Genomic DNA, 13,468 nt, shown 5'->3' with positions numbered 1-13,468 from the left:
TCCTACAAATGGTTTTTAGAAGTTTACCAAGTTCTTCCTATGTTAAATCCAATGGCAAAATCACCTTTGAAAAAGTCATTTTGGTTGAACATATTACTTTGTTGATTAATAATACCTCTATAATTGCTTATAAATATTTGAAAGGTGTGACCAACAGTTGAAAATTCGGTACCAACAGAAAACCCAGATTTAGGCAAACCCTCTTGAGAACTTATGGGTTGATTCACATCTAACAAAATTGACATTCCAGAGGTAACTTTTGCTCTACCTCCAAATTCAATTGCAAATAAATCATTATACATTCCAGGTTCAACTACATTATAATGAGAATAACTTGGTCCTAATTGTAATGAAATTGCTTTACTCAAACGTCTCGCAATTATAATTTGGTTATAAAACGACCAACGATCCGATAAGTGATAGAAATTCTCTTTTGGCAAAGCACTAAGAGAAGCATTACCATAATAAGTAACACTCACAGGCATTTCCCCTTTAACTGTTTGTCGCAAAATAGCTCCTTTAAGACTAAAATCTTGCAATCTAAAGTCTTTTGTAGTTCCATATCCAACAGTAATTCTATCGGTAATTGAATAATTTACTGCCAAACGAATATTGGCGGGAGCCCAAATTCCAATTAAATCATTGGTTCCTGTTACAAGACCAAAACGGTGATTCATTATCATTTCGATTGTTCCTTTTGAATACACCCTATTAGTTTGACTTTCTATCAAAGAAGTACTTTCGAAGGCGGCTCGCTCTAATTCAACCTCAACAACTGGGGCAATACTGTCTTCTTTAACGGCTGCTATAGTATCTTTTTGCTCTTGAGCAAATAGCATTGTTGGCATAGCTAACACAACTATAAATAGTGTTTTTAATAATTTCATGATTTTCAATTTATAGTTAATTATTAAGAGCTCCAGCATTAATCCATTTGTCAACTAAAGCAATTTTTGAATCACTCCATTTACCAGCTGTTGGCATAATTGCAGCTCCATCACCTACCAAAGATTTATGCAAACTACTGCTAGCTGCATCTCCTGGTATTACATATTTGTTGTTTTTTGTCAACGCTAGATAAGAGTTGGCAGCAGTCAAATCAGGTGATGTGGCTCCAGTTTTATGACAACTAATGCAATCAGTATCCCATAATGGCTGAATGTCTTTTGAGTAAGAGACCGTTTCTGGAATAGGGGTTACAGGCTCTGCTGGCATTTCGTCATAATAACAGGATGTAGCCATCAAACTCACTGTTAACATCATTAGATATTGAAATATTTTTTTCATCTTTTATTTTTTAATTGAATAATTGCTATTAAGTCTTATTCAACAATTTGCATTGTCAAAAGATTTAAAGTTACGAAGGCAATTATTAAAGAAAACAAATCAAAATTATTTTCTCTAAGTTTATAAATTAATACCTCTGGGCATAAAATCCCAGAGGTATTTAATTATTATTTCAAAGCTTCAATAGAGTTTTGAATTAACGCCATTGTATAAGGTGGGTTGTGAACTCCTTTACCTTCATCGCCTGTTACTAATTTATAGTTCCAATAAGCTTGAACATATTTAAGAGGGAAATCTGTTCTGGATTGGTACCAAGTTGTAGCAGTGGTTGTACCTGAAGCTGGAGTGGTTGGGAATGGTGCATTACCATTAGCACTATCATAAGCTATAATACTTACACTAGTTCCGCTTACTTTAAAATAAGTCGGTTTTGCTGCAAATGCTGCAACTAACTTAGCCACTTCTGTATCAAATTTGGTATGGAAACTTGTTAATAAAGTTTCTGGAGCAGGGTGACAAGACACACAAGTTTGGAATGAAAGTTTCATAGTATGTGAACCATTATCTACAGTACCTGTTTTAGGTTTATCCATATGACATTGAACACAAGAAGCAGATGTGTAGTGTTTTGCTGTTTTAGCAGCTGGTAAATGAGTGGTTGTACCTTCTATATCGATACCATTAATACCCATCCATAAATCACCTTGTTCAGAAGCATGTACTGATGTACCTGTATTAGAATAGTTTTTATAATAAAGAGTACCTGCTGGATAACCATTAACTGCATCGGCAAGTTTTCTTTGAGACCAAAATCTGTATAAAGGTCCTTTAACAGGATCATTAGTAATAACTACATTTCCTGATGCATCTTTTTCGCCCATTTCAATAACTGGTCTTTTGTAATAACCGTTTGAATCTGGTCTTGCTTGGTGACAACCGATACAAGTATTAGCAGAACTTGTACCACCAGTCGGTGAAGCATTCAAAGTAAATGCTGGATTGGTTTTTTGAATTACAGCTGCAATGTTTCTTAATCCAAAATCATTTCCATCTTTTGTAAAATTGAAAGATCTGTGTGTTACACCATGACAACCTTCACAAGAAATAGAACCGTAATTTGCATATCCAGTTGGATTTGCTTTGCCGTATTTTTTCACATCAATATATCCTTCTTGAGAGTGACATTCCGAACAAAATGCTCTATTGCTATTTAAAGAACCATCAGCAAAAACTGTGTTTGTTCCATAAATATGCTTAGAACCATTTACACCTATTGCATGAACCGATAAACCATAAGCATCAATAATTGGTTTTTGATGTTCTACTGAGTGACAAGACTCACAAGAGGCAGTTCCAGAAACTCCATCAGTACCGTTTTCACCTGCTGGTCCTGGTACAGGAATATAGTCGTCATGGGTACAAGATTGCAAGGTAAAAAAAAGAAGCCCCAAAACAACTAACATAGTTTGTTTAACTGTTTTCATAATTTTGATAGTTTTATTTGTTTTATTTTTTTTTAAATCTTAACATTATATTAAGATATATTTATAGTGTAAATTTATTGGTAAAACACATCTAATAAAATGATATTTATCATATTTCCAAAAAAAAACACAATTCCATCTTATTTATTCAAACAACTGAAAACAAGACAATTAAAAACATGTAAAATTAGAATTTATAAAATTATAAAAATAAATCTATTTAACTACAACTACTATTTATAAAAACAAAAAACGAATCTGCACTATATTTTTTTTAAGTTTTATTTAAGAACTCTATTCGTGTTGTTTCCCCTCAACAACTCTAAAAATATGTAAAAGTGACGGAAACAAAGCGTCCATCGATTCTTGCGCTCCTTTTGTTGAACCCGGCAAAGTCATAATTAGGGTTTTACCTTTCATTCCAGCAATTCCACGAGACAACATCGAAAAAGGAGTGCGATCTTGTCCATAATTTCTAGCAGCTTCCATAACACCAGGAATTTCTCTGTCTAAAAGTGGTTTTATGGCTTCTGGCGAATTATCTCTTGGCGAAAGACCTGTTCCACCTGTCAATATAATAAGGTCTATATTTTGTGCATATAAATCCAATACTTTTTCTTGAATTCCCAAAGTATCGTCAGAAATAATCGAATAATCGCTAATGCCAACCTTACAAGTTTCTAATTTTTGGATAATGGCTTTTCCAGCTTTATCGAATTTAGTTCCTGCCGAAATACTATCCGAACAAACAATCACAGCCGCTTTTAAATCGGTGCGGAATTTATCTGTAAAATCAGACTTCCCTCCTTTTTTCTCCAATAATTTTATAGAATGTATTTCAATTCCTTTATCAATAGGTTTGAGCATATCATACATCGTTAGCGCCACCACCGATGCACCGTGCATCGCCTCTACCTCAACACCTGTTTTGTAAATAGTATGCACTTCGATTTCGATAGTAATTTCCATCTCCTTTATATTGTATCTAACCGCTGTAAATTCGACTGGAATTGGATGACAATCCGGAATCATATCGCTGGTGCGTTTTACTGCAAAAAGTCCTGCGGTTTTTGCCATTTCAAAAACATCTCCTTTTGGAACTGTTTTGTTGACAATAGCGTCAATAGTTTCTTTTTTGCTGACTTTTAATATGGCTTGCGCTTTTGCAATGCGAAGCGTGTTTGATTTGAATGTGATATCTACCATTTTGGGTATTGGATTTTAGGTTTTGGGTTATTTTGACTTCTCCTTTCTGCCTTCTGAAATCTGCCTTTAAACTTGGTTTTCTTTCCAGACAAAAGAATCATCTTCAAATAATTCTTTTCCCCAAATAGGTGTCATTGCTTTTATTTGCTCTACAATATCCTGACAGGCTTCAAAAGCTTCTTTGCGATGCTTGGATGAAACAAATACAAACAAACAAATTTCGCCCGCTTTGACCACTCCAAGGCTGTGATAAATGTGCATACAAACCAAATTGTATTTGACAAAAGCAGCTTCTCGGATTTCGTGAAAAAGTTCGTCGGCCATTTCTTGATAGGCTTCATAGTTGATAGCAACTACATCTTTTCCTTCAATTTCATCTTTTCGAACTTGTCCCAAAAAAATATCGTGTGCACCAATTTCGGTTTTTGTACTGTGTTTGGCAATGCTATTGGCAATGAATTCTGGACTTATTGGTCCATCAACAAACACGTTGTGCTTTTTTTTCTCTTTCATTTTAAATGTTTTTTAATTTATATTTTTCCAAGCTTCAATTCCTCCTTTTAAACTAAAGGATTGACTATTAGGGAATTTTTCTTTTAATAATTGTACTGCTTTGGCACTCCGTTGACCCGATTTGCAATAGACTACAATTATATTTTCTGTCGAAAGGGTCGAAAGTGTTTTTTCCAATTCAGACAATGGAATGTGTAAAAATGCAAACTCATCAACAACTGGCAATTCCCCTATTTCTCGAACATCAATTATTGTGATTGTTTCTTGCTTTCGAATAGTATCAAATTCTTCGATTGAAATCGTTTCGACATCCAAATTGGCATTGCAAAACCATTCGTAATTGAAAGCTAAAAACTCAGCTTTATTTTTTGGAAAATCACTGTTTGAGTTTTCATTTGCAGCAATTTCAAAATCATAAAATGAATTTTCTAGAACATTATAGGAAACTATTTTATTAGCTAATGGTTTTCCAATACCACAAATAATTTTCAGAGCTTCGGTGGCTTGCATAGTTCCAATAATTCCTGGAATTACTCCCAAAACACCAACATCATTGCAAGAAATCGCAGAATCTAAATTGGGTGGTTTTGGAAATAAATCACGATAATTAGTTTTAATATTGGTTTCAAAATTGCTGTAATTAAAAACGCCAATTTGACCTTCAAAACGCAAAACTGCTCCATAAATCAAAGGCTTGTCGAGAATAACACAAGCATCATTTATGAGATAACGTGTGGCAAAATTATCGGTACCATCAATAATTAAATCATAATTTTCTAGAATTTCAAGCGCATTTTTATTGGTGATTTGTAAATTGTAAGTCTCAATTTGAATCTCAAGATTGAGTGCTTTTATTTTTCCAGCGGCAGTTGTTGCTTTGGGTTTGCCAATGTCATCCAAATTATAAAGAATTTGACGTTGCAAATTTGATAATTCAACAACATCAAAATCGACAATACCAATCGTTCCTACGCCAGCAGCAGCAAGGTATTGCAAAGCTGGACATCCCAAACCGCCTGCGCCAATAATCAGCACTTTTGCTTGTGTTATTTTGTCCTGACCTTCTTGCCCAATTTCTTTGAGCTGAATTTGTCTTTGGTATCGGTTATTAGGTTTTGAATTCATATTTAAATTTATTGGTAAAGTTTCGATAGTTTAATCTCCTTTCAACCGCCAGAAAATGGAGGAAGTAAAGCTATCGTATCATTTTCATTGATTGCTGTATTCTCTTGAATCACTTTTTTGTTTACAGCAATCGAATAATTTGTTTTGACCAAATGGGGAAATTGCTTTTCTAAATCCTGTATCAAAGCATTTGTGTCTTTTATTCCTGCCATTTTCCACGCAGATTTACCTGTAATTTCAACTATTTGACCAAATGCTAGTAAATTAATTTCCATTTTATAATAGATTTAATGCGTTATTAAAATCTTCTTGGGTGTTGATGTTTTTGAAAAAAGAGGCTGCAAAGATTTCTTTATTTTCAATTGGAATGGTCTTCAATTTAAATTGCAAAACCATATCTTGTAATTTAATTATTTTTTGTTCGATAAGTTGCAACCAATTCTCTTCACATTCTTTAGAATATACTCCAAACAAAGGCTCTATTCTTCCTTTATTTTCTATTAAAACAATTTGCGATTCATTGGTGTTATTGACAACAAATTCAATTGCTTCTTGCGTTACAAAAGGCATATCACAACTCACAATAAAATTCAGCTTTGCATTCGAATGATGTAATGCAGTGTAAATTCCGCCAGCTGGTCCAATATTTTTGATCAAATCAGGAATTACTTCCAGACCAAATTTTTCGTACTCGGGATTATTAGAAACAATAACCAAATTGTCAAAAACAGGCAGCATTTGATTGATTACATACTCAATCATTGCTTTTCCTTCAAACAGAAGCAAACCTTTGTCAGCACCCATTCTAGAACTTTTTCCACCTGCCAAAATATATCCGTTTTTCATTTTACTGTTCATAACAAAAAACTAAATCGTTTTGCAAATTTGCTCCTTAAATTCTTCGAAAGCAACATTCAATTTGATGTAGCAAGCTATCAATTCTTCGCCCTCTTTTGTAACAACAGAACCGCCACCACTGGATCCTCCCGTGTTTTTTATAACAAGAGGTACGTCTGAAGTAGCGTTCATTTTTTTAATCATTTCCCAAGCGTGTCGATAGGAAATTTTCATTTCAGTTGCAGCAGCTTTTATTGAGCCTGTTTCTTTGATTTTTTCGAGCAATTGTTTCTTACCAGAACCCATCAAATGTCCTTTACTGTTTTCTATCGAAAGATGTCCTTTGATTATTAAATTTTTCATAGTTTTTAGGAATTAATCTGTTTATAAAATCATTCTAACGTTGACCAAATCACCTTTTTTGAAATTTTCTTTATCTTCTTCAAATTCAATTAAACAATCGGCTACTGCAAAGGAATTTAGTTTGTAACTTTCTTGATTGTTCAAAACGGTAACCTCATTTTGACCCATTTTTCCTTTTAGAAAAAAGGTTAGACCTGCTTTTTTATTAAAATCTTCTGCCAAAGGAAATGCCATTTTATTAAAATATTCTTTCTTCGTAAAACTGCTAATAGCCTGAACCACATATTCATAAAAACAACTCATTACAGCTGCTGGATTTCCAGGTAAAGCAAACACGAGGGTTTGATTGTAACGCCCAAAATAAAAGGGTTTACCCGGTTTTTGTTTGATTTTATGAAATATTTTTTGCACTCCACAATTTTCTAATGAAGCGGGAACCAAATCATAATCTCCCACCGAAACTCCCCCAGTTAGAATTAAAATATCGGAACTTAATTGATTCGAAATAGCTTGCTCAATTTCTTCTTCGACATCGTCAACTACTTCAACCGAAAGAGGATTTATGCTTAATTGCTGCAAAGCTGCAATGAGACCAATTGAATTGGATTCGAAAATTTTTCCTTCGGTAATTTCGTCGTTTGCAGAAGCCAATTCTTTTCCTGTTACAATAATACTAACAGTTGGTTTTGAAAAAACTTTCACTTTATTAACTCCAATTCCAGCTAAAAAAGAAATCGCAACGGGTGTTAATAATTGATTTTCTTGCAGCGCCAATTCTCCTTTTTGGGTTTGTGAGCCTTGTGGGCGAACGTTTGTTCCTTTTACTAATAAATCATCCAGAATTTGAATTGTATTTCCGTCTCGACTGATTTTTTCTTGCATTACAACCGTGTCAGTTCCAGGAGGAATTGGTGCTCCTGTATAAATTCGTACCGCCTCATTGGCTTTCAAAACGGTGTTCGAAAAATTGCCTGTTTGAATTTCGCCAACAAGAGTTAAATTACTTTTTTTATCCCAATTTTCATAAGAAAAAGCATAACCATCCATCGCCGATTGATGAAAAGGCGGTGTGTCTATTGCGGCATAAATAGGTTCAGCCAAAATGCTTCCGTTTGCTTCTAATAAAGTTAAAGTCTCTACTCTTAAAGAACAGCAATTTTCATCAATTAACTGTCTAGCTTCTTGTACATTTATCATATTTATATTTTATTTCGTTATGCCAAAATTAGCATAACGCTATTCAAAAAAAAGGGGTTATCCTCCTATGTTTATCATACTTCTATTGTCAATTTTTGTGGCATCAATATTTTTGTAATCGCCTTGAAATTGTCCTCCTAACGCTTCTGCTTTGCTTGCTACACATTGTTTGATTATTGGAACAATGTCTTCTGAATTTCGAAAGGCTGTCAAAATATCGGCTTCTCCTTTTGAGAACAAACAATTTTTCATTTTACCATCGGCTGTGAGTCGCATTCGATTGCAATTGCTACAAAACGGTGCGCTCATTGTACTGATAACCGCAAAAGTGCCTTCGTGACCAAAAGGTTTGAATTTTTTGGCGGTTTCATTCACACCATCTTTCATTCGGAGGAAACTGTATTTTGTGGCAGCAACATCTATAATTTCCTGATAACTAAAGACTTTTTGGGTGTTCCATTGGTTTTTATCAAAAGGCATAAACTCAATAAAACGAACGTGAACGGGCTGTTTTTTGGTCCATTCAATAAAATCGATAATTTCGGTATCATTAAAATCACGCATCACAACCGTATTGACTTTTACGTGAAATCCTTCATCAATAAGTTGCTGAATATTGTTCCAAACTTTATCGAAAACATTGCGTTTGGTAATACTAAAAAATTGGTTTTTATCGAGTGTATCCAAACTTACATTAATGGATTTTATTCCCGCTTTTTTAAAAACGTCAATAAACTCGTTTGTTCGCTGACCGTTGGTGGTTAAAGTGAGTTCTATTGGATATTTTGAAAGTGCCAACAAAATTTCGGCAACATCTTTTCTAACCAAAGGTTCTCCACCTGTAAGACGTATTTTTTTGACCCCCAATTTCACAAATTCTCGGGCGATAGCATCTATTTCATTCACCGTCATCAACTTTGAAGAAGGCATAAAAGAGGTATTTTCGTCTGGAATGCAATACTGACATCTGAAATTACAAACATCGGTAAGCGAAATACGAAGGTAATCGTGCGCTCTTCCAAAATTATCTTTCAACATAATTAATTATTTTTCTGTTTTCTTGCCTATTTGTTAGGCTTCGCAACAATTGCACGTGAAATATTTCGATTCCAAATTTAAGCTTTTATATTTAAATTCTTAAGGAGTATTGCTATAATTTAGGCTATTTTTAGCTGATTTTTACCAAATTGCATCAAAAGTATTCTTCGGTTCAACTATTTGACAATTTCAACCTACTCAACTCTAAAAAAACCACGAATTAAATAAATTCACATTTCATAGATTAGTTAATTTCTAAAATAATTTGTGAGAATTTATATAATTCGTGGCAACAACAAATAACAAAAAATATTAAATCAACTAAGCATTTTATTTCATACTAAGTTTTCCAAGATAATCCCATTCGGCATAAGCTCCTTTGTAATTTTTAACGTTTTTTAACCCCAAAACATTGGTCATATACGTATAAAGTGTAGCTCCTTTTATACCTGTTTTGCAATAAAGCAAATACGTTTTCTCGGGAGAAAGTTCAATTCCTGCTAATTTTTTAAACTCATCTGGAGAAATAAAAACATTCGTACCTGTTTTGACCAAACTTTCGTAAGGAATATTAATCGCTCCTTTTATGTGTCCATTACTATAGGTGCTTTTTTCGTTCCTCACACCATTGAATTCATCTGGCGTGCGGGCGTCAATAATCACGACATTAGCATTTCCAATAGCTGATTCAACATAAGCTGCATCGGCATTGATTTCGGGAACCAAATTCACAGTAAACGTTTTTGCTTTTACCGTTGACACTTCTGAGGTTAATTTTACTCGCGCATCTCTGAAGGCATTCATTTCTTTGTGTAAAACTTTGACGTCTTTGGCACCTAAATATTTAAAAATCCAATACACCAAAGTTGCGTATTTCTGAGTTCCTTCGTCATAAACCACGATAGTATCTTCGTTAGAAATACCTTTATTTCCTAAAATTTTGGCAACCTCTTCTAAAGGTAACATCGATCCATCAATTTTTGGGTCTTTTTCATTGAGGATAACATAAGGAATATTAATTGCGCCTTCGATATGTGATTGATCATATAATTTGTCTTTGCTGGCATCAACAACTACCAAATTGGGTTTTTCTTTTTGTAGAGCGATAAATTCTTTGGCTGTAATCAGGTCTTGGGCAAAAGCGTTGCTTACAAATAAAATAGTTATCATTAAGAACCTGAATAATTTTGTTGCATTCATAGCATTTTATTTTTTGAGTTTAAAAAAATGTGAGTACTATTAGCTTATAATACTCACATCATAATTTTAGGGTTATTTAATTACGATTTGCATTTGAATTTGCAAAACATCTTGGTATGGAGTTCCGTAAGGAATTGCAGCATCGGCATAATTGTATTGATAGTTTACTTGCAATCTGGTCCATTCGTTGAAAAAATAATTTATCCCTGTTGTCCATCTTATTGCTGTATTTCCACTGATACTATTATCAGGATCGTAAGTTTCGTATTTCAATACGGGTTCCAATTTCCATTTTGTTTTGTATAAAGCAGTAAAATAATATCCGCTTCTGTCTACTGAGCCTTCTAAAGTTGTGACTTCGCCTCCGCAACCGCCTCCTGTAGTATAAGAACCTTCGTCAGTTCCTTGTATATATTCGCCTTGTAAAGTAAAATTTTTGTATTTTACTAAAGCATCAAAACCTAATCTGGTGCGGCAATCTGGTTTCGTTGCTGTAGTAGAAACAGGCTCGAATTTTCCGGTTTGATAACTTCCTCCAAAAGTGACGTATTTACTTGGTGTAAATGTTAATCTGGAAATATAAGTCATATAATTATCGTTTAAAGGTTTGTATTCAATATCATCTCCAATGATATCTCTACCTTCACCATTCATAATAGCAAATTGGTAACCGATTACGTTTTTAACTCCTTCTCCCATTTTTATTTTATCTCCCGTTCCTCCCAAGATAGTTATACCCATATCGCGGATAGGTCCAGCCAATTGGTTTACCACTTCGGAACGGTCAATAGTATATAATTTATGACACCCTTGTATTTGTTCCGCACCAAAAGGACTTTTAAATTGCCCCACGGCTGCTTTAAAATACTCGCCATAACGATCATAAGAAACATAGGCATCACAGATTCCAAATCCAGCTGCAGGAGCAAACTCCATAATGAAGTAATACGAAAAGTCATAAGGAATATTTCCCATCACGCCCAGCCTTGCTCGGTTAAAAAAGTAGCCATTCGTGTCCAAACTCGAAGTTCTATCTCCATTTAAACCAGTATAAGTGTGCTCGTATTGAGGCTGTATAAATCCCCATAATTTGATGCCATCTCCTTCTCCAGGACTTTCGCAACCTTGTGAATAACTCATTTGAAATGCAAAGGCTATTGCAAAAAATAGTATTGTTTTAATTGATTTCATAATACTGTATTTATTTAGTTGTAATAATTTTCGAAAAATATTTTCAAGGACTATTACATTTTTGGGTTTGATTATTTGATTAAATGTTTTTAAGATTAAATAGGAGAAACATAGGTTCCATCGGTTTTATAATACCCAAAATTGTTATTCCAAGCACTTAAATCCCCTTGCCAAGTCGATTTTCTAATGGCAACCGAACCATTTTTCATTGTATCCCAAATAATTCCGTTGGCACCAAAACTTAAGCTTTTAGCATTATCAAAACCTACAACATTCAACCAAGCAGAAGTAATCGAAGAGGTTTGCCCTGTGTAACAATAGGTTACTAATGTTGTTGCGGCAGGATTAAATTTGTTCAATCCATCTATTGTCAACCCGTCGGCTACATCAATTCTGTAGGCACTTGTGATGTGACCATACGTATCCCAATCCGCTTGTGCCCATTTATTATTGATAAAATAATTAGTTGGATTTGCCAAAACATCGGTTTTAGAAACTGTCCAAGCCGTATTGGCCAAAGCGATGGCGATACGTGCTTGAAGGATTTCAGCTCCAGTAGTTTTTCCAGTTGTTAAAACGGGAGATTTAAATGAAGAAACCGCTGCTGGCGTACCTGTTGTAACCCAATTGGCATGGTTTAATTGTGCTGTATTGGAAGTCCATTTTGCTTGAAAAGCAGAATGCCATCCCGCCATTCCCCATTTTAAAACATGGGATGTATAACCACTCAATCTCAAAAAAGCTACGGCGCGTGCTGCTGTTTGACCGGTGTAACAAACTACCAAAATAGGTTTTGCTCCTGCATTAGGCGCAGCAGTTAATACATTTGCTAAAGGCACATTTACGGCTCCTTTTATATGCCCGTTATCAAAATCTACGGCAGAACGAATGTCCATTACATAATAATCTGGAACAGAATAGTCTGTAACGTTTACGTTTATGGCAGATGCAGCTTTTACCCAAGTGGCATCAACTACATTGGCAAAATCCTTTCCAGTATCCTTCATATACTTAGTTAAAATAGCATATTCATCGACGCTGGCTTCTTCGTATTCTCTACAACTTGTTACTACAAATAGTGGTACGATTACCGCTATTAATAAAATTGAAATTCTTTTTTTCATGATTCTTAGAAATTAGTTTAATTATTAATAAACTGTTGGTTATTTTGGTCATTGCGTAAAACAGATGCGTTTTAACAACTCAAATTTCCGAAATATTTAAAAAAATTAATTACTAAGAATGATGGAATAAAACAGTTTTTTAGCTTATATTTATCACTTCAAAAGTTGATAAATATCAACTTTTAATATCTTATTTTTTGTACTATAAAATTGTAGAAATATGTTATTAGATTGCTTAAAAGATATCAAACATAATCATGCATTTAACTTGTTAAGTGAATCCGATGCAGCCATTTTGGATAAAAACAAAAAGACACTGTTTTATAAAAAAAATGATATTATTCTCAAACAAGGAACTATTGCTAATAGTATCGTTTTTAGCAAAACTGGTTTTTTTAAATTGGGGATGGAAGGCAATCAAAAAAACATCATTCTAATTCTTAAAGGCAGTCAAACTTTTCTAGGATTGTCGAGTTTATTTTGCGAAGAAAAAGTTTATTTATACACCGTTACCGCCACCGAAGATTGTGAAGTGGACATTTATGATAATGCCTCATTCAAAGAAGTATTAAATAGTAATGTGGCCTTCTCTAACGAAATCATCAAATTCCTAAATCATAATTCTTCACGTATTTTTAAGCGTTTTATGAATATGATGGAAAAAAATTCTCGGGGAAAAGTGGCTTTTATGTTGGTTTGTATGGCCAATAGTGTTTATTTCAATAATGAATACACGATGTCACTCAGCCGTCAAGATATGGCTGATTTTTTAGGGCTTTCTATGGAAAATGTGATTCGAATTATAAAGGAGTTAGAAAATGACGGTTTAATTGAAGTCAATGGCAAGTCTATCAAGTTAGTCAACATCGATAGTTTACACAAAGTTTGTGAATTTGGTTGATT

Annotated in this window: 15 protein-coding genes; 1 reads left to right on the top strand and 14 read right to left on the bottom strand. The window is 34.0% G+C overall.

Translation table 11 applies throughout. The annotated features are described in order from the left end of the window. Positions 1–23 precede the first annotated feature (23 nt). The 14 genes from C3L50_RS15005 to C3L50_RS14940 form a co-directional block, all read right to left on the bottom strand. Positions 24–887, bottom strand: a complete 864-nt coding sequence (locus C3L50_RS15005) for a DUF5777 family beta-barrel protein (protein WP_243400397.1) — start codon at positions 885–887, stop codon at positions 24–26. 16 nt (positions 888–903) lie between these two features. Next, positions 904–1,287, bottom strand: a complete 384-nt coding sequence (locus tag C3L50_RS15000) for a cytochrome c family protein (protein WP_133158898.1) — start codon at positions 1,285–1,287, stop codon at positions 904–906. 167 nt (positions 1,288–1,454) lie between these two features. After that, positions 1,455–2,771, bottom strand: coding sequence for a multiheme c-type cytochrome (locus tag C3L50_RS14995; RefSeq protein WP_103807002.1), 1,317 nt, complete (start codon positions 2,769–2,771; stop codon positions 1,455–1,457). 294 nt (positions 2,772–3,065) lie between these two features. Next, positions 3,066–3,977, bottom strand: coding sequence for a bifunctional molybdenum cofactor biosynthesis protein MoaC/MoaB (gene moaCB, locus C3L50_RS14990; protein WP_103807001.1), 912 nt, complete (start codon positions 3,975–3,977; stop codon positions 3,066–3,068). Positions 3,978–4,043: 66 nt separating this feature from the next. Next, positions 4,044–4,490, bottom strand: a complete 447-nt coding sequence (locus C3L50_RS14985; protein ID WP_103807000.1) for a molybdenum cofactor biosynthesis protein MoaE — start codon at positions 4,488–4,490, stop codon at positions 4,044–4,046. Between the two features lie 12 nt (positions 4,491–4,502). Continuing rightward, positions 4,503–5,615 (bottom strand): HesA/MoeB/ThiF family protein, encoded by a 1,113-nt coding sequence (gene moeB, locus C3L50_RS14980; RefSeq protein WP_103806999.1) that lies wholly within the window; start codon positions 5,613–5,615, stop codon positions 4,503–4,505. Between the two features lie 41 nt (positions 5,616–5,656). After that, complete coding sequence (locus C3L50_RS14975; RefSeq protein WP_103806998.1) at positions 5,657–5,890, bottom strand: MoaD/ThiS family protein; 234 nt, start codon at positions 5,888–5,890, stop codon at positions 5,657–5,659. A 1-nt stretch (position 5,891) separates the two neighbouring features. After that, positions 5,892–6,461, bottom strand: a complete 570-nt coding sequence (locus tag C3L50_RS14970) for a molybdenum cofactor guanylyltransferase (protein WP_165784025.1) — start codon at positions 6,459–6,461, stop codon at positions 5,892–5,894. A gap of 21 nt (positions 6,462–6,482) precedes the next feature. Then, on the bottom strand, positions 6,483–6,815 hold the full coding sequence (locus tag C3L50_RS14965) for a winged helix-turn-helix domain-containing protein (protein WP_243400396.1): 333 nt from the start codon (positions 6,813–6,815) through the stop codon (positions 6,483–6,485). Between the two features lie 21 nt (positions 6,816–6,836). Further along, positions 6,837–8,012: a molybdopterin molybdotransferase MoeA gene (locus C3L50_RS14960; protein ID WP_103806996.1), complete on the bottom strand. Its 1,176-nt coding sequence runs from the start codon at positions 8,010–8,012 to the stop codon at positions 6,837–6,839. A 57-nt stretch (positions 8,013–8,069) separates the two neighbouring features. Beyond that, positions 8,070–9,050: a GTP 3',8-cyclase MoaA gene (gene moaA, locus C3L50_RS14955; RefSeq protein WP_103806995.1), complete on the bottom strand. Its 981-nt coding sequence runs from the start codon at positions 9,048–9,050 to the stop codon at positions 8,070–8,072. A gap of 330 nt (positions 9,051–9,380) precedes the next feature. After that, on the bottom strand, positions 9,381–10,250 hold the full coding sequence (locus C3L50_RS14950) for a sulfurtransferase (protein ID WP_103806994.1): 870 nt from the start codon (positions 10,248–10,250) through the stop codon (positions 9,381–9,383). 72 nt (positions 10,251–10,322) lie between these two features. After that, positions 10,323–11,441, bottom strand: coding sequence for a porin (locus tag C3L50_RS14945; protein WP_103806993.1), 1,119 nt, complete (start codon positions 11,439–11,441; stop codon positions 10,323–10,325). 95 nt (positions 11,442–11,536) lie between these two features. After that, positions 11,537–12,565: a rhodanese-like domain-containing protein gene (locus tag C3L50_RS14940; protein ID WP_103806992.1), complete on the bottom strand. Its 1,029-nt coding sequence runs from the start codon at positions 12,563–12,565 to the stop codon at positions 11,537–11,539. Positions 12,566–12,785: 220 nt separating this feature from the next. On the opposite strand from C3L50_RS14940, the gene C3L50_RS14935 reads away from it, so the two are divergent. Beyond that, a complete protein-coding gene (locus C3L50_RS14935) occupies positions 12,786–13,466 on the top strand; it encodes a Crp/Fnr family transcriptional regulator (RefSeq protein WP_103806991.1) in 681 nt (226 codons plus the stop codon). The last annotated feature ends 2 nt before the right edge of the window (positions 13,467–13,468 follow it).

Source organism: Flavobacterium alvei (assembly GCF_002920895.1).
Lineage (GTDB): Bacteria > Bacteroidota > Bacteroidia > Flavobacteriales > Flavobacteriaceae > Flavobacterium > Flavobacterium alvei.
The sequence above is the reverse complement of the archived record's forward strand: the minus strand, read 5'-3'. Positions and strand labels throughout refer to the sequence as shown.